Origin of the sequence: Confluentibacter lentus (genome assembly GCF_002806995.1) — a bacterium.
Classification (GTDB): domain Bacteria; phylum Bacteroidota; class Bacteroidia; order Flavobacteriales; family Flavobacteriaceae; genus Confluentibacter; species Confluentibacter lentus.
The window spans coordinates 682780-698758 of sequence record NZ_NIHE01000001.1 but is presented as its reverse complement, the minus strand read 5'-3'; the positions used below and the strand labels follow the sequence as shown (position 1 = coordinate 698758).

Genomic DNA, 15979 nt, shown 5'->3' with positions numbered 1-15979 from the left:
AATGGGAAAAGTAACCTCCCAAGATTTAGGGACACAATCCATCAGTAAATTGCTTATTAAACAAGCACTTCCTGCATCCATAGGTATTTTAGTGATGTCCCTAAATATCTTGGTCGATACTATTTTTGTGGGCCATTGGATAGGTTCCATAGCCATTGCCGCCATTAATGTGGTGTTGCCAGTATCCTTTTTTATTGCCGCTTTGGGTATGGCCATTGGTATTGGAGGTTCTTCAATTATATCACGAGCATTAGGTTCAGAAAATAAAAGCAAAGCCCTAAAAACCTTTGGAAACCAAGTCACATTAACATTATTGCTTACGGTAACCATGGCGATTTTGGGATTGTGGTTTACAGACTCCATTATTGTCTCCTTTGGAGGGAAGGGCGCTATTTTTGAACCAGCAAAGATTTATTATAAAATAGTGCTTTATTGTGTTCCATTTCTAGGTTTGTGTATGATGGGAAATACGGTTATTAGGGCAGAGGGCAAGCCTAAATTTGCCATGTATGCCATGATGATTCCGTCAGTTGGTAACTTATTGATGGATTATATTTTTATAAATGTATTGGGTTATGGTATGGAAGGTGCCGCTTGGGCTACCACCATCTCTTATGTGTTTTGTTTTATATATATCATCTGGTTTTTTAAGTCTAAGCATTCCGAATTAAAAATTGGATTTTCCCATTTCGGATTAAATTTAGATATCGTAAAAGAAATAAGTTCGCTAGGTTTTGTAACTTTAGCTAGACAAGCGGTGGTGAGCATTACGTATTTATTTATGAATAATATCCTATTTCATTTAGGGGGCGAAATTTCGGTGACGGCCTATGCTATTGTTGGGCGTATGCTCATGTTTGCCATGTTTCCCGTTTTAGGAGTCACTCAAGGATTTTTACCCATTGCAGGCTTTAATTATGGCGCCCAGAATTATGCAAGGGTTAGGGAAACCATTAATACTGCTATAAAATATGCCACCATTTTGGCAACTTTTGTGTTTCTTATTTTAATGCTTTTTCCAGAGGCTATTACCAGAATGTTTACTACAGATGTTGACGTTATTAACCAAACGCCAAGCGCCATGCGTTGGGTGTTTGCAGCAACGCCAATCATTGCCGTTCAGTTAATTGGAGCAGCGTATTTTCAGGCGATAGGAAAAGCAACCCCGGCACTGTTATTAACCTTAACGAGGCAAGGGTTTTTCTTTATCCCGCTTATTTTAATACTGCCTAATTTTTTTGGTGAGTTGGGCGTATGGATGTCTTTCCCCATTTCAGATGTGCTTTCAACCATAGTCACGGCTTATTTTTTAAACCGTGAAATAGTTAAAACGCTAAAGCCTGGTGTGCAAGTTTCAGAATCAATATCATAATTATGACATACTATTATATAAAATCACTTCATCTTATTTTTGTTATCACCTGGTTTGCGGGCTTATTTTATATCCCTAGGTTGTTTGTATATCAAATTGAGGCGTTTCATAAATCCTCGCCCGATAAAGAAATTTTAGGGAAACAGTTAAAACTGATGACAAAACGTTTGTGGTTTATCATTACCTGGCCATCAGCCATTTTATCCACCATATTTGCTATTTGGTTGCTTATTTTACAACCGTTTTGGTTACAACAGGGTTGGATGCACGTAAAATTGGCTTTTGTGGTTTTACTGATTATATATCATTTAAAAACCCACCAGTATTACAAGCAACTTCAAAATGATGTGGTTACAAAAACATCCAGTTTTATGCGTATTTGGAATGAAGGCGCTACGTTTATTCTGTTCGCTGTGGTATTTTTGGTTATTCTGAAAAGTGCACTCAATTGGATTTATGGCGTTATTGGAATGATTGTTTTGGGCGTTCTTATCATGCTAGGTTTCAAACTTTACAAGAACATTCGGGAAAAAAATCCAGACGCTTGAAAACAAGAATCCAATTTTTTAAGTACCAAATTCCAGTAGCATCATTTTTGAATTTGGAATTTATTTTTTTTGGAATTTTCACTTGTGGTGTTTGGTTTGATTATTGCTATATTTAGGCAGGATTATCTTTAATGAAACTAAAAAAACTATCGCTTCGGACACGTATTTTCATAGCCATGATACTCTTGGTAGTATTGGCATCGGTGCTTGTGGCATCTGTAGCCATTTATCAGTACCTAGGCGAAAGGGAAGAATATCACAGAGATAGATTATCGCAAAAGGAAGGAAACATTAAAACCCATATCAGTCGTGTTTTAAACGGAAGACAAAATACTTGGGAAGTCACTACAGAGAATATTCCCTTAATTTTTAAAGAAGAATTAAGCAATATTGCAGATATCCATCAACTTCAAATAAATCTTTACGATTTAGAAGGCTCTCTTTTAATTACATCCAAGGCAAATTTAAAACCAGATCAAAAGGATAAATGTTTAGATGCCGAAATATTAAATGCCATTTCAAATACGGCATCACATAGTCATGTTGATGAGCATGTGGAAAACGGCGAGACATTTCTATCATCGTATTCTTATATAACCGATTCTAAATTTAAGCCTATAGCGATTATTAATTTACCGTATTTAGAGAATAACGATAACTTAACGGATGAGCTAAATCAGTTTTTGGTCCGTTTAGGATATGCTTATTTGCTTATTTTAATTATGGCGATTACAATTGCTTTCGTATTGTCTAAATACATTACAAAAACCATTAAAGCAATAAGCGAAAAAATCAATACTACCAGACTTGAAAAGCGAAATGAACGGATAGATTTAGAAGATACCAGTGAAGAAATTTCAATCTTGGTAAATTCGTATAACAGAATGATTGACCAACTAGAGGAAAGCGCCGTGAAGCTCGCTACTAACGAACGGGAGCAAGCCTGGAGGGAAATGGCCAAACAAGTGGCTCATGAAATTAAAAATCCGTTAACACCCATGCGCTTAACGGTTCAAAATTTTCAGAGGAAGTTTAATCCACAGGATGAAAATATCCATCAAAAAGTAGAGGAGTATTCAAAAACCTTGATTCAGCAAATAGACACGATGAGTTCCATTGCGTCTGCGTTTTCAAACTTTGCAAAAATGCCGGCGCAACAAAATGAAACGTTAAATGTGGTTAACATTGTAAAGTTAGCATTGGATATATTTAATGAAGATTACATTTTTTTTACTTCAGATAAAGTGGAGATCATTGCCAAGTTTGATAGAACCCAACTCATAAGAGTGGTCACCAATTTGGTTAAAAATGCCATTCAAGCGATTTCCGAAGATAGAGAACCAAGAATTATTGTCAATGTAAGTTCTAAGTTAAACGATGTTGTTATAACGGTTTCAGATAATGGCGTAGGCGTTTCAGAAGAAAACAAGGAAAAAGTGTTTGAACCTAAATTTACCACCAAAACAAGTGGCATGGGTCTAGGTTTGGCCATGGTTAAAAACATTGTGGAAACTTATAACGGCACGATAACTTTTGAAACCGAAAAAGATAAAGGAACCACATTTACGGTAGTCTTTCCTAGATTATAAAACTATAAATCCTTATTGTTTAAATGTTTGAACGTATCCTTTTTTGATTTTTTTGTTCACTTACTCAAAAATAATTGTAAATTTAAAAGGCAAAACTAAACTAGAAATAAACCAATGGAAAAAATCAATAGAAGAACGTTTAATATTAAACTCTCGCAAGCCTTGGCGGGTGCAGCATTATTATCAAATATACCTTTAAGTTACGGACTTAATTCTGGTAAACAAGATAAAAAATTGGGCATTGCCTTAGTGGGATTAGGAGGTTATAGTGGCGGACAATTAGCACCTGCATTATTAAAAGCTCAGCATTGTTATTTGGCTGGTATCGTTACGGGCACACCATCAAAAGAAAAGGAATGGATGGATAAATACAACATCCCAAAAGAGAATGTATATAATTATGAAAACTTTGATGAGATAGCTAAAAATAAGGCGATTGACATTGTATATGTGGTATTGCCAAACAGTATGCATGCCGAATTTTGTATTCGTGCAGCCAAAGCTGGTAAACATGTGATTACTGAAAAACCAATGGCTACAAGTGTTGCGGAATGTGATGCCATTATTAAAGCTTGTAATGATGCTGGCGTAAAATTAGGCGTTGGTTACCGTATGCAAACCGATCCATATACCAATGAAATTAAGAGATTGGTAGCCGAAAAGCCAATGGGAGAGGTGCAATACATATCATCGGATGCAGGGTTTGTTTCTGCTAACAACCCCACACAATGGCGTTTAAATAAAAAACTTGCAGGAGGTGGTGCCTTGATGGATATGGGCGTGTATGCCATTCAAAGTAGTATTTATGGGGCGGGTGCCAATCCGGTCTCTATTTCTGCACAAGAATTTAAAACCAGACCAGATTATTTTGTAGACGTTGACGAATCCATCACGGCTCAAATGAAATTTTCCAATGATGTGGTCGGGAATATGTTTACATCATACAATGCCAATGCGAATCGACTTTTTGTGAGTTTCAGACGTGGTTGGGCAGAACTCAATCCATGCCACAGTTATGGCCCTTTGGCTGGGCGCACGTCTAGAGGCGAAGAAATTAAATTCCCGTTTGAAAGGTATTATCAACAAACCACACAAATGGACTCTTTTGCTCAACATGTACTCACAGGAAGCACCAACTTTGCACCGGGAGAGATGGGAAAACGTGACATCATTATTGTGGAAGCTATTTATAAATCCATTAAAGAAGGCGGAAAAACCATTCCGTTAGATTTAGGGGATATGGGTATTGTTAAGGTTTAAGGAACGTGTTATCAATAAGAAATATAGTATTCTGTGAATTTTTTGGATGCTGAAAATGAAGGGATTCAGTATACGCTGACTTTAAATGAAGACAAAACATTTAAGTTTCATTTCTTCAGAAAACCCAAAGGCGCTAATAATCCACAAGAAAATTATTATGCAAAAGGCACGTATACTTCAGAAAACAATTTGATTTTTTTGATGCCCATGAAGATTTAGATTTGAATGAAGATTATACCCTTAACTTTAAAAATTCAAAAGCACGGTTTAATACAAAATCATCTAGAGATGTTTCGACGAGATTTGTAAAAACCTCCATCAAATTTTATGATTCCGAACTATTTTGGGTTAAAGGATTAGAACTTTTTAAAATATAACCTTAGTGAGATACAACCATATTTTATCAAAATCATCAGATACTATAACGCTCATTTCTATTAATAGACCAAGCAAGCTCAACGCTTTAAACATAGAAACCATTGAAGAGCTTCACCATGCCTTAAAAAAAGCCAATAAGGATAAAAAAACAAAAGTCATTATTATTACAGGAAGCGGCGAAAAAGCCTTTGTAGCGGGTGCTGATATTAGCGAATTTGCCGATTTTGATGAAGACGAAGGAAAAAATTTAGCGACTAGCGGACAAGAATTGTTATTTGATTTTATTGAAAACTTACCAACGCCTGTCATTGCTGCCATCAACGGTTTTGCGCTTGGTGGCGGACTCGAATTAGCCATGGCATGCCATTTTCGAGTGGCGAGCGATAATGCTAAAATGGGCTTACCAGAAGTATCTTTGGGCGTTATTCCCGGGTATGGTGGTACGCAACGATTACCACAATTAATAGGAAAAGGGCGCGCCATGGAACTTATTTTAACGGCAGGCATGATTGATGCCAATCAAGCATTGGCGTACGGATTGGTAAATCACGTCACTACACAAGAAGAATTGTTGCCTTTCTGCGAAAAGATTGCCAGTAAAATTACCAGAAACTCACCCGTTGCCATAAGTGCCGCCATAAAAGCTATTAATGCCAATTATGAAGACGGTATTAATGGTTTTGAAGTGGAAATAGAAGAATTTGGTAACTGCTTTGGAACCGATGATTTTGCGGAAGGTACTTCCGCTTTTTTAGAAAAGCGGAAGGCTAATTTTTCTGGAGAATAAAATTTGAATTCTTTCCTACGACTGTTTAAAAATTGGTGAATACTTATTCCAATTGGCAACAATTACCCAAATGTTAATGGCAAATAATACCAAAGCAAGTCCAATACCCGCTATATCATGTACCAAGTGATGCAAAAATATACCTACCATAACAGGTAGAATTATTAGGGCTCCCAACGCTCTTGTTTTGGGTATGGCAATTAATAGGCCTCCAATAATTTCTATGATTCCAACTAATGGAAGAATCCATTTAATGGTCATAAATGCACCCATAATTTGCATCATGTCTTCAGACATTTCACCCATGGGTATGTAGTTGAAGAATTTGTTCAATCCGAAATTGACCATCAAGAATCCGAATAGTATAGATAGACCAGTAAGAATTTTGTTTTTCATTTTCTTTTATTATTATAATTAATAGTGCAAATTTAATTACATTTGATTACCAAATGATATCAGTTACCTTTTAGTAATCAGTTACTTTTAGGTAATCAAAAATAAGAAAAGATGAAAAAAATGGAACATCAAGAATGTATGTCTGCTTTACTGCCAGTAAGGGATACCTTAGATATTGTGGGTGGTAAATGGACCATTTTAATCTTAATTTCAATTTGGGAGGGTAACAAACACTTCAGGGAAATAGAGCGAAGCATTCCTAAATTAAGTACCAAAGTGTTGTCGAGTCAATTGAAAGATATGGAAACAAATCAATTAATTACACGAACCATCATAAACGGTTTTCCGGTGAGAACCGAATATCAGCCAACGGCATATTCCTTGACTCTAAAACCCGTCATATCAGAACTGCAGCATTGGGGCATAAACCATCGCAAGAAAATTTTTGGTAATTAGTTTTATAATAAGTTACTAATTGCCTTCATGTATAACTTATACGATTTTTGCAGTTTCCTTTTCTTTTTTCAAACTATGTAACACCATTCCAATCATCACTAGTATAATTCCTAAAACCGAATAAGTATCGGGCAAGCTTATTTTTAGAATTAGTATTTCTCCAATGAGTGCAAAAATAACTTCTACAGATTGGGTAGCTTCTACAGAAGCTAATGCTTTTTCATCTTTTTGTACTCTGTTTGTTGCCATAAAAAATAGAACAGTAGCAACAATACCCGAGCAAATGGCTACAATGAGTGTTTGATACACTTGAGGTTCATTAGGTAGTTCGTTTATAGTCATGCCGTAAACCGATAATAACATCCAAAATGGTATACTAGCCATGGTCATTCCCAATGTTCTTTGCATGGCGTTTAGTTTTTCACCCGTTATTTGCATCATTTTCCGATTGCCGAGTGGATAGGCAAAAGCGGCGATTAAAACCGGAACAATTCCAAGTAAAAGTTCATTTATTGCAATTGATTTGGCGTGACTTATTTGCATTATTATAACACCCAATAGTATTATTAATGAAAATATAAGGGCTTGAAATGATATGGTTTTCTTAAAATTTGTTTTATTTATAATGGGCGACATCAACATACCAGCTATGATGGTAATTTGCCAAGTACTAGCCACAAGCCAAGAAGGGGCATAGGCAGCTGCAAATGTTAATAGGGCATAAAAAACCCCGAAACCTATGGTGCTCCAAAGCATCCACTGCCAAGGTTTCTTTTTCATTTCTGTTAATAATTGTTTTAGGTTTTTTCTGAAAAGAACCAAAATCAACAGTAATGGAAGCATCCAAAAAAATCGAAGTGATGCACTCCATATCCAAAAACCACCTTCAACAGACATAAGACGATTAAAAACAAAAGTTATGGCAAAAAATAGAGCAGATAAGAGGCCCAAAGAAATGGCAATTGATTTATTGGATGTCATAAATAGTATTATTTAGAGATAGTTTCATCAAAAATTAAAATGGCATAAAGGCGACAAAACAATGTGTTTTAAAGATTTAAATAACAAGAAAAAGGGAGCTGTATTTGACAACTCCCTAAATATTTGCCCTGATTATTTTTGAGCAAATTTCTCAAGTTCGGTATTGAATTTTTCTGGTTCTTCAACAAATAGGGCGTGACCACTGTTTTCGAACTTCACTATGTAAGAGTCTTTAATGCCTTTATTCAACGCTACGGCAAATTCAAATGGGCATAATTTATCTTGAGTGCCTTGGAATATGGCTGTAGGGATTTTAATTTTAGAAAGCTCTGGTCGCAAATCAATTGCTTTTAAAGCACTGATGGATTCCGTTACAGCATATGGAGACGCTTCTAAATTGATGTTTTCCAACCATTTTTCTACATTTTTAGATATATTGCCCTCTTTGGCAACAAATGCACTGCCAAGTCCAGCAATTAAATCCTCTCTTGCCGTCAGTGTTTGTGTAATCAATCCGTTAGCATCCACTTCGGAAATGCCGTAAGGAGCACCTTCTCTTTGCTGCCATGACGGCGCCGCAGCTCCAAAAAGAGCCAATTTACTCACATGAGCGGCACCATATTTTGTTACATAATGAATTACCACAGCACCACCCATTGAAAATCCACCCAGTACAGCATTTTGAATATTGAGTGTTTCTAAAACTACTTTAATGTCATCTGAGAAAACATCAAAGTCATAACGGCCATAAGGTTTGTCTGATTTTCCAAAACCTCTCAAAGTAATGCCAATCACTCGGAATCCTTTACGACTTAAATACTGGTACTGATACTCATACATGGCATCACTTAAAGGCCAACCATGAATTAAAACAATAGGTTGTCCTTCTCCCAAGTCGGTTACATGAAGTTTTACTCCTTTTTCTACTTCAATATATTCTGCTCTTCCTGCTGATGCTGGAATTCTTTTACTTTGTGCCATGAGGCAGTTGGTGAAAAGAGACACTAAAATTGCGATTGCTAAAATTGATTTTTTCATTTTATTAATTATTTATATTATGATTACTTTTTTTTAAGAATTTATGAATTCAAGAATGTCGTTGTTGATGGTAGCCGCTTCGGTAGTTGGCATACCATGTGAGAAACCAGGGTAGATAATTAATTTCCCGTTTTGCAACAATTCAGCAGCTTTTACAGCCGTCGTTTTATAAGGAACAATTTGGTCGTCATCTCCGTGTAAAACAAGCACAGGAATGGTTACACGTTTTAAATCTTCAGTAAAATCCGTTTCAGAAAACACTCTAACACAGTCGTATTGTGCTTTAATACCACCCATCATACCTTGTCTAAACCAGTTATCTTGTATGCCTTTTTTAATGTCGGCACCTTCACGGTTGTAGCCAAAGAAAGGAATCGTAATGTCTTGGTAAAATTGCGCTCTGTTGTGTTGTGTGTTGTAACGAATATCATCAAACACTGATAAAGGTACACCGTCAGGATTGTTTTCATCGGCAATCATATAAGGCGTGATGGCACTAATCAACACCACTTTTGCTACGCGGTCTTTACCGTATTGTGCAGCGTAACGAATCGCTTCACCACCGCCTGTGGAATGTCCTACGTGAATGACGTTTTTCAAATCTAAGAATTCTACTAATTCAGCTACATCCGCTGCATACGTATTCATATCGTTTCCTTTGAAGGTTTGTGTGGAGCGTCCGTGACCACGTCTGTCGTGTGAAATCACTCTAAACCCTTTTTCTAGGAAAAACATCATTTGGGCATCCCAATCGTCTGATGATAATGGCCATCCATGATGAAAGAAAATGGGTTGTCCTGTTCCTAAATCTTTGAAATAAATTTCTGTTCCGTCTTTTACTGTTAACTTGTTCATGATTTTTATATTTAAATGTTATTATTTATTTGATGAAGCAAAATTGCAGCAAATAACAGAGGGCAACAATGGACGGATTTCGCTTTGAACTGCACTTTTTTCCCTTTGTGCAATTTCAGATTGATTTTTAACGAATTAAAATCGTTTTTGAGACTGTTTTAATAGAAAAAGCACGACTATATTGTCGCGCTTTACTATAAATTATTAGGTGTGTACTTACTTTAGAATTGTTTTCTAAAAGACACGGGAGATAAACCGGCGTGTTTGGTAAAAAAACGAATAAAATAAGCATCGTCTTCATAATTAAGACTATAGGCTATCTCTTTTACCGTCATTTTAGTATGCGCTAAAAGACGTTTGCTTTCAAGAATAATTCGGTCTTTGATAATGTCGTTTGGCGTGCTTTTGCTTAATAGCCCGATTTTTTTGCTTAGGTTTTTGGGAGTAACAAATAACAATTCGGCATAATCCGAAACTTTGTGGAGCGTTTTATAATTTTGCTCTACTAACTTGCTAAATTTTCTCAAAAACTGGACATCAGATTGTTGGTTGTTATCCGCTAATTGGTGTTGTTGTTTCCAAATGCGAGTGGATTTTAGAATAATCAGTTTTAATAAAATCCGAAGCATTTCTTCCGTATTGGCATCCTCATTTTTCATTTCTGATTGGATTTCTTGAATGATTTTCTGAATATCAAGAGATTGAGATGCATCCAAAGCAATAAAAGGGATTTCAAAAACATTATTGTATAAAATACCATCACAGGCAACTTCCTGATCATGAATTTCAATACAATAAAAATCCCTGTTGAAGTAAATTAACTGACCATCAATTGTTTCACAAGGTTTTATAATCACTTTCGGATTGATAAACAACAGTGCATCCGTTTCCATTTTGAATTCTTGAAAATCAACTTGGATGATTGCTTTCTTCGGGATGAATAAAATTTTGATATGCTCATCTATGGAAGTAAGTGCTATTTCTTCAAGTGCCAATTTGCTGAATTCTATATTCCCAAATTGTTTATATGAAAATTCTTTTAGCATGTTTCAAGGTTTGTTAGGATGCATTGGTTTGACTTCATTCAAATTTACCATTAAAGTATTAATTTTATCAGACAATTTTCAACGATTGAATTAATCCATCCTCAAATTCATAATTATAAGTCATTGTAATCGGACTTCCGGGAAAAGTTCCTGAAACTTCCGTTTTCAATGTATGTTCGATTTCTGAATATTCAAGAGGTTTCATTGTTGCCTGATATTTTTTATTAGCCTCGTCTATCCACTTTTCTATTTCCTTTCTACCGTTGTGCGTTTTGCCTTCATCAAAAACTACGGCTGTTTCGGTAAAACAATTTGCATAGGATGTGCTGTCAAAATTGTTTTGTGCTTTTATTAATTCGGTAACTACCTTTGGTAAGTTCATTGTTATTTTTTTTGAAGATTATTAAATTGTTGGCACTGTACCGCCATCGATTACATATTCAGTTCCTGATAAATAACTAGCTCTTGGAGAAACCAGAAAACCAACCAATTCAGCTACTTCTTCCGGCTCAGCAGGTCTGCCATAAGGTATTCCACCCAATGCTTCCATGACGCCTTGCTGTGCTTCTTCTACGGTGCTATTAGCGTTTCTTGCGATTTCAGCCAACCAAGCTTTCGATGCTCCTGTATTGATCCATCCAGGAGAAACAGTTAGCACCCGAACACCTTTAGGCGAAACTTCATTCGATAAACTTTTACTATAGTTTCTCAATCCTGCTTTTGCAGCCGCATAAGGCAAAGTAGAGTCATAAAGTGGTAGTATTCCTTGGATAGAAGCTATATGAACAATAACTCCGTTTTTTCGATCTATCATTTGAGGTAAAAACCCCCTGTCAAGTCGAACCGGAGCAAGCAAATTAGCCTGTAGGGTTGATTCCCAATCTTCATCAGATAATGCAGTAAAGCCACCGGCAGGTGTTGTTGAAGAACCAAGATTGTTCACCAAAATGTCAAGTCTTCCGTAAACCGACAGCACTTCGCTGATTACTTTTTGTGTTCCTTCTGCTTTACTTAAATCGGAAGGAATGAAATGCAAGTTGCTATTTTCTTTTTCCGGTGCGTTTCGTGCGGTAATAATAACTGTTGCACTAGCTTGTATAAGCCTTTCTGCAATTGCTTTTCCTGCTCCTTTTGTGCCTCCTGTTACCAAAGCAATTTTGCCTGATAACTCATTGTTGAAATTGAATGTATGTTCCATTGTTTTTTATTTTTGTACAAAGTTGGGAAGTATATAACTTTCTGACAATAAGGGAAAATCGAATTGCTATGGGATAATTTATTCCCCTATTGCACATTCAATAAGGGAAAATCGAATTGCTATGGGATAATTTATTCCCCTATTGCACATTTTGGAACATTGAACTAATTTTGGAATGTGTATGAAAGAAAAATTCCTTTAAACCTCAATTGCGGTCTGGACCTCATTGGGGAAGTGTTATACGGCAAGTGGAAAATCCGTTTGTTGTGGTTTATCAATGAAGGATACCAACGCCCTAGCGAATTGCAACGAAAAATTCCTGATGCTTCCCGGCGGGTTTTGAATATCCAATTAAAAGAATTGGAAGGACACGACTTGGTTACCAAAAAAATATATCCCGTAGTGCCGCCCAAAGTAGAATATGCATTAACCGATTTTGGAAAAACATTGATTCCAGTAATTTCAGTTTTGGGCAAATGGGGTGATGAGAATGAAGAACGATTACGGTCGTTGATTTTGAAGGATTCTTGAATTTAGTGTTTGGAGAAAAGTTAGTTGAAATTTTTACAAATACAATCCAAGGTAAAACTTTTTGTTAATAACCCATCTTCATTTTAACAATTTCCGTTTTAAATAATAAGTAACTTTATAAAGTTACTACCTGAACACATCCAAATATTTAATATTATGAATCCCAAATCCACCATAAAAGGCCGTGGCGCGCAGCTAAATGTGCCCAATCGTTTCTTTGAACTCAGTCACGAAATGCGTGACGATTTCCTTGAATTTTGCCATAAAGAAGGCGAAGAAAGCGATAAAAACAAAACGCTGTATTTAGAGGTGTTCCCGAAGACCATCGTGAATAAAGTGGAAAGCCCAGATATTGGTATGGCGTACTCTATGAATCCGTACCAAGGTTGCGAACATGGTTGTATTTATTGTTACGCCCGAAATAGCCACGAATATTGGGGCTATAGTGCGGGCTTGGATTTTGAACGCCGTATCTTAGTAAAGAAAGACGCTCCCAAACTTTTAGAGGAGCTTATAAAAAAGAAAAGTTGGAAAACATATCCCATTGTGATGTCTGGAAATACGGATTGTTACCAACCCGCCGAAAAACAATTTGAAATCACACGCCAATGTTTGGAAGTGTTTTTAAAATATAAACACCCCGTAGCCATCATCACTAAAAATGCTTTGATTTTACGGGATTTGGAGCTTTTAAAAGAACTAGGGAAGGATAATTTAATAGGCGTGAATATATCCATAACCTCATTATCTGAAGATATTAGGCGTGTTTTAGAACCTAGAACCACCACCATTGCAAAAAGATTGGAAACCGTTAAAACACTTAGTAAAAATGGCATTCCTGTAAACGTGATGTTGGCGCCCATTATTCCGGCAATTAATAGTCATGAAATTTTACCCTTGTCAAAAATAGTATCGGAACACGGAGCGGTATCCATCGCCCATACGATTGTGAGACTTAATGGCGCGATTGGTGAAATTTTTACGGATTGGATTAAAAAAACCATGCCCGATCGGGCCGATAAAGTATTGCATCAAATAGAAAGTTGCCATGGCGGCACTTTAAATGATAGCCGTTACGGAACCAGAATGCGAGGAGAAGGAAAAATTGCCGAGCAAATCAACAACCTGGTGAAAATGGCAAGGCACAAATATTTTAAGGGAAAAGTGATGCCCAAACTCAATTTAGAGTTGCACGACCAATTTAAAGATGGGCAATTGAGATTATTTTAAGCAAAAAAAGTGGGCCACCACAGCCCACTTTACCAACTAAACTAAATAAGACATTAAACTAATTATTAATGAATTCTGTAAATTCTCTACCACTGGTATTGAATACTATTTTGTAGTTACCACTTTTTAAATTGTCTGTCAATTTATAAACTCTTTCAATGTTTTTAGTGCCTTTAATAGTTTCTGATAACACGAGTTCAGAACTATTAGCTTTTTCGTAATAAACATCAATTTTCAATGGTTCATTATTAAGAGCCAATTTAGAAACAAACACTAAGTCACCTTTAACCCTTACTATTGGTTTAAAAATTGTTTTTGCCAATCCAGAGTTAACTTCAATGGTATTAGATTCCACAGTAAAAGGAATTGTTTTTATTTGTACTTGTGTATCAAGTTCAAAATGATAATCACCATTTGGTAAAGCAGTTAAATCATATCCTTTTGCAAAAATGCCATTTACATGAATAACTTCTTCATATAATTTTACACCATAACTGTCTTTAATATATAGTGTATTACCTTCTTTAACATTATCTAATGTCAGGGCTGTTTTTTTAGCATTGCTTGCAAGTCTAAAAAATGGAGTTCCTTCGTTTGCGAAACTTAACGAGGCAGCTAACATCGCTACCATTAAGATTCCTTTTTTAGTGTTTTCAATTACTTTTTTCATGATTTGGTTTTTTTAACGTTCAACACCACAAAGGTATGGGGTATTTAAAGCCTACAAAACATTGATTTTTACATATTTATATGCTATTTTATCTGTTATTATTACATTAAGTTTGTGTTAAGTTAATTTAGCATAGAATCGTGTTAATTGGCTATACTATATGAAAGAAACCACGACAATTTAAAAATCATAATATAAAAGGAGGGGAACAAAACGATTTGCTTTAGGATATAGAAAGGAGACAAAACAAGGTATTAGAATAGGAAAAGGCATCACTCTTTAAAGTAAAATGATTTTTGTTTTTTTCACATTCGAAACCTATGATTAAAGCATTGGGGTGAATAATCTTGAAGTGCAACTTTTAGTAAATAATATATTAAGATTGATTCCAAAAAATCAGATCATATATAATAGGTAGAATATTAATAAAAAAAAGTGAGCCACTACAGCTCACTTTTACCAACTAAACTAAATAGGCATTAAATTAATTGTTAATGTGTTTTATAAACTCTCTACCTTCAGAATTGTACACGATGGTGTAGTTTCCATTGTTTAAACCGGTTAATTTATAAACCCTTTCAATTTTTTGTGTGTCTTTAATGGTTTCTGTTAGCAAAAGCTCAGAACTTCCAGACTTTTCAAAATAGATATCAATCTTTAAAGGTTCCTTGTTTAAAGCCAATTGAGAAACAAACACTAAATTACCTTTTACCCTGGTTACTGGTTTGAAAATGGATTTCTCCATGTCCTTTTCAAAAACTACAGTATTGGACTCAACAGTAAACGGGATTGTTTTTATTTCTATATCGCTATCAAGTTCGAAAATATAGTCTCCATTTGGCAGCGCTGTTAAATCGAACCCCTTAGTATAGATTCCTGTTTTTTGAATAAGTTCTTTATATAGTACAATACCATTGTTATCTTTAATGGACAATTGGTTTCCTTCCTTTACAAGTGCTAAAGTAAGTGAGGTTCTTTTGGATTCATTTTTAATTGAAAAAAATGGGGTTCCTTCGTTTGCGAAACTTAACGAGGCAGCAAGCATCGCTACCATTAAGATTCCTTTTTTTGTGTTTTTAATTACTTTTTTCATGATTTGGTTTTTTTAACGTTCAACATGACAAAGGTATATAGGTTGGTTAGTTTGTAAAACATTGATTTTTACACATTTATGTGCTATTTTATCTGTTATTTTATCATTATATTTATGTTAAATCAATTTAGCATAGATACTTGTTAATTTGCTGTATTATATGAAACGAATTACAAATTGAAATAAGGAACCTCGAAAAGAAGATTTAGTAAGGTTAGATTGTTTGATTTTGGATTGAATAAAATTTGATAGAAATAAGCATAAAAAAAAGTGAGCCACCACAGCTCACTTTTACCAACTAAACTAAATAAGACATTAAACTAATTATTAATGAATATTGTAAACTCCTTTTTGTCAGAGAGATATATATCGTAAAAATTTTTTTCTAATTTTATTGTTAATGATTTTTCTAAAACAATTTTTATTATTGGAGCAGAAATTTCATTAGCTTACTAAACATTGAGTAAAACAATTTTCCTAGTTAAAGACCTATTTAGGTGTTAAAGATTGGAATTAAGTTATTACCAACATTTTGATGTTACAAATTTATA

The 15979-nt window shown here is 35.2% G+C and carries 18 protein-coding genes; 9 read left to right on the top strand and 9 right to left on the bottom strand.

Going from position 1 to position 15979, the window contains the following annotated elements:
- The first annotated feature begins 1 nt into the window (after position 1).
- The 6 genes from CDH50_RS03090 (at position 2) to CDH50_RS03065 (ending at position 5934) form a co-directional block, all read left to right on the top strand.
- On the top strand, positions 2 to 1372 hold the full coding sequence (locus tag CDH50_RS03090) for an MATE family efflux transporter (RefSeq protein ID WP_100610402.1): 1371 nt from the start codon (positions 2 to 4) through the stop codon (positions 1370 to 1372).
- Between the two features lie 2 nt (positions 1373 to 1374).
- Entirely contained in the window at positions 1375 to 1920 is a 546-nt protein-coding gene (locus CDH50_RS03085; RefSeq protein ID WP_100610401.1) for a CopD family protein, read from the top strand.
- A gap of 131 nt (positions 1921 to 2051) precedes the next feature.
- Positions 2052 to 3509 (top strand): sensor histidine kinase, encoded by a 1458-nt coding sequence (locus CDH50_RS03080; RefSeq protein WP_100610400.1) that lies wholly within the window; start codon positions 2052 to 2054, stop codon positions 3507 to 3509.
- A gap of 114 nt (positions 3510 to 3623) precedes the next feature.
- On the top strand, positions 3624 to 4769 hold the full coding sequence (locus CDH50_RS03075; RefSeq protein WP_100610399.1) for a Gfo/Idh/MocA family protein: 1146 nt from the start codon (positions 3624 to 3626) through the stop codon (positions 4767 to 4769).
- Between the two features lie 33 nt (positions 4770 to 4802).
- Positions 4803 to 4988 (top strand): copper resistance protein NlpE N-terminal domain-containing protein, encoded by a 186-nt coding sequence (locus CDH50_RS03070; protein WP_100610398.1) that lies wholly within the window; start codon positions 4803 to 4805, stop codon positions 4986 to 4988.
- 163 nt (positions 4989 to 5151) lie between these two features.
- On the top strand, positions 5152 to 5934 hold the full coding sequence (locus tag CDH50_RS03065) for an enoyl-CoA hydratase/isomerase family protein (protein ID WP_100610397.1): 783 nt from the start codon (positions 5152 to 5154) through the stop codon (positions 5932 to 5934).
- A 15-nt stretch (positions 5935 to 5949) separates the two neighbouring features.
- On the opposite strand, the gene CDH50_RS03060 is transcribed toward CDH50_RS03065, so the two are convergent.
- Positions 5950 to 6330, bottom strand: coding sequence for a DoxX family membrane protein (locus CDH50_RS03060; RefSeq protein ID WP_100610396.1), 381 nt, complete (start codon positions 6328 to 6330; stop codon positions 5950 to 5952).
- A 111-nt stretch (positions 6331 to 6441) separates the two neighbouring features.
- On the opposite strand from CDH50_RS03060, the gene CDH50_RS03055 reads away from it, so the two are divergent.
- Positions 6442 to 6786 (top strand): winged helix-turn-helix transcriptional regulator, encoded by a 345-nt coding sequence (locus CDH50_RS03055; protein ID WP_100610395.1) that lies wholly within the window; start codon positions 6442 to 6444, stop codon positions 6784 to 6786.
- Between the two features lie 36 nt (positions 6787 to 6822).
- On the opposite strand, the gene CDH50_RS03050 is transcribed toward CDH50_RS03055, so the two are convergent.
- From CDH50_RS03050 to CDH50_RS03025, 6 genes are all read right to left on the bottom strand, one after another.
- A complete protein-coding gene (locus tag CDH50_RS03050) occupies positions 6823 to 7767 on the bottom strand; it encodes a DMT family transporter (RefSeq protein ID WP_100610394.1) in 945 nt (314 codons plus the stop codon).
- Positions 7768 to 7899: 132 nt separating this feature from the next.
- Positions 7900 to 8805 carry an alpha/beta fold hydrolase gene (locus CDH50_RS03045; RefSeq protein ID WP_100610393.1) on the bottom strand — a complete coding sequence of 302 codons (906 nt, stop codon included), beginning with the start codon at positions 8803 to 8805 and terminating at the stop codon, positions 7900 to 7902.
- Between the two features lie 33 nt (positions 8806 to 8838).
- A complete protein-coding gene (locus CDH50_RS03040) occupies positions 8839 to 9660 on the bottom strand; it encodes an alpha/beta fold hydrolase (protein WP_100610392.1) in 822 nt (273 codons plus the stop codon).
- 221 nt (positions 9661 to 9881) lie between these two features.
- Positions 9882 to 10706 (bottom strand): helix-turn-helix domain-containing protein, encoded by an 825-nt coding sequence (locus CDH50_RS03035; protein ID WP_100610391.1) that lies wholly within the window; start codon positions 10704 to 10706, stop codon positions 9882 to 9884.
- Positions 10707 to 10773: 67 nt separating this feature from the next.
- Positions 10774 to 11088: a nuclear transport factor 2 family protein gene (locus CDH50_RS03030; protein WP_100610390.1), complete on the bottom strand. Its 315-nt coding sequence runs from the start codon at positions 11086 to 11088 to the stop codon at positions 10774 to 10776.
- A 21-nt stretch (positions 11089 to 11109) separates the two neighbouring features.
- Positions 11110 to 11904: an SDR family oxidoreductase gene (locus CDH50_RS03025; protein WP_100610389.1), complete on the bottom strand. Its 795-nt coding sequence runs from the start codon at positions 11902 to 11904 to the stop codon at positions 11110 to 11112.
- Between the two features lie 177 nt (positions 11905 to 12081).
- Here CDH50_RS03025 and CDH50_RS03020 point away from each other — a divergent pair, with 177 nt between their 5' ends.
- Together CDH50_RS03020 and CDH50_RS03015 are read left to right on the top strand one after the other, a co-directional pair.
- Positions 12082 to 12435, top strand: a complete 354-nt coding sequence (locus CDH50_RS03020) for a winged helix-turn-helix transcriptional regulator (protein WP_100610388.1) — start codon at positions 12082 to 12084, stop codon at positions 12433 to 12435.
- Between the two features lie 156 nt (positions 12436 to 12591).
- Complete coding sequence (locus CDH50_RS03015; RefSeq protein WP_100610387.1) at positions 12592 to 13665, top strand: PA0069 family radical SAM protein; 1074 nt, start codon at positions 12592 to 12594, stop codon at positions 13663 to 13665.
- A 58-nt stretch (positions 13666 to 13723) separates the two neighbouring features.
- Here the strand turns inward: CDH50_RS03015 and CDH50_RS03010 are convergent, their stop codons facing one another.
- Together CDH50_RS03010 and CDH50_RS03005 are read right to left on the bottom strand one after the other, a co-directional pair.
- The gene (locus CDH50_RS03010) at positions 13724 to 14335 is read right to left on the bottom strand and encodes a hypothetical protein (RefSeq protein ID WP_100610386.1); all 612 of its coding nucleotides are present in this window, start codon (positions 14333 to 14335) and stop codon (positions 13724 to 13726) included.
- 484 nt (positions 14336 to 14819) lie between these two features.
- Positions 14820 to 15428: a hypothetical protein gene (locus tag CDH50_RS03005; RefSeq protein ID WP_100610385.1), complete on the bottom strand. Its 609-nt coding sequence runs from the start codon at positions 15426 to 15428 to the stop codon at positions 14820 to 14822.
- Positions 15429 to 15979: the final 551 nt, after the last annotated feature.

Excerpts from the sequence above, each read along its gene's own strand:
- CDH50_RS03090 (WP_100610402.1), top strand. The coding sequence starts at position 2 with ATGGGAAAAGTAACCTCCCAAGATTTAGGGACACAATCCATCAGTAAA.
- CDH50_RS03085 (WP_100610401.1), top strand. The coding sequence starts at position 1,375 with ATGACATACTATTATATAAAATCACTTCATCTTATTTTTGTTATCACC.
- CDH50_RS03080 (WP_100610400.1), top strand. The coding sequence starts at position 2,052 with ATGAAACTAAAAAAACTATCGCTTCGGACACGTATTTTCATAGCCATG.
- CDH50_RS03075 (WP_100610399.1), top strand. The coding sequence starts at position 3,624 with ATGGAAAAAATCAATAGAAGAACGTTTAATATTAAACTCTCGCAAGCC.
- CDH50_RS03060 (WP_100610396.1), bottom strand. The coding sequence starts at position 6,330 with ATGAAAAACAAAATTCTTACTGGTCTATCTATACTATTCGGATTCTTG.
- CDH50_RS03055 (WP_100610395.1), top strand. The coding sequence starts at position 6,442 with ATGAAAAAAATGGAACATCAAGAATGTATGTCTGCTTTACTGCCAGTA.
- CDH50_RS03050 (WP_100610394.1), bottom strand. The coding sequence starts at position 7,767 with ATGACATCCAATAAATCAATTGCCATTTCTTTGGGCCTCTTATCTGCT.
- CDH50_RS03045 (WP_100610393.1), bottom strand. The coding sequence starts at position 8,805 with ATGAAAAAATCAATTTTAGCAATCGCAATTTTAGTGTCTCTTTTCACC.
- CDH50_RS03040 (WP_100610392.1), bottom strand. The coding sequence starts at position 9,660 with ATGAACAAGTTAACAGTAAAAGACGGAACAGAAATTTATTTCAAAGAT.
- CDH50_RS03035 (WP_100610391.1), bottom strand. The coding sequence starts at position 10,706 with ATGCTAAAAGAATTTTCATATAAACAATTTGGGAATATAGAATTCAGC.
- CDH50_RS03030 (WP_100610390.1), bottom strand. The coding sequence starts at position 11,088 with ATGAACTTACCAAAGGTAGTTACCGAATTAATAAAAGCACAAAACAAT.
- CDH50_RS03025 (WP_100610389.1), bottom strand. The coding sequence starts at position 11,904 with ATGGAACATACATTCAATTTCAACAATGAGTTATCAGGCAAAATTGCT.
- CDH50_RS03015 (WP_100610387.1), top strand. The coding sequence starts at position 12,592 with ATGAATCCCAAATCCACCATAAAAGGCCGTGGCGCGCAGCTAAATGTG.
- CDH50_RS03010 (WP_100610386.1), bottom strand. The coding sequence starts at position 14,335 with ATGAAAAAAGTAATTGAAAACACTAAAAAAGGAATCTTAATGGTAGCG.
- CDH50_RS03005 (WP_100610385.1), bottom strand. The coding sequence starts at position 15,428 with ATGAAAAAAGTAATTAAAAACACAAAAAAAGGAATCTTAATGGTAGCG.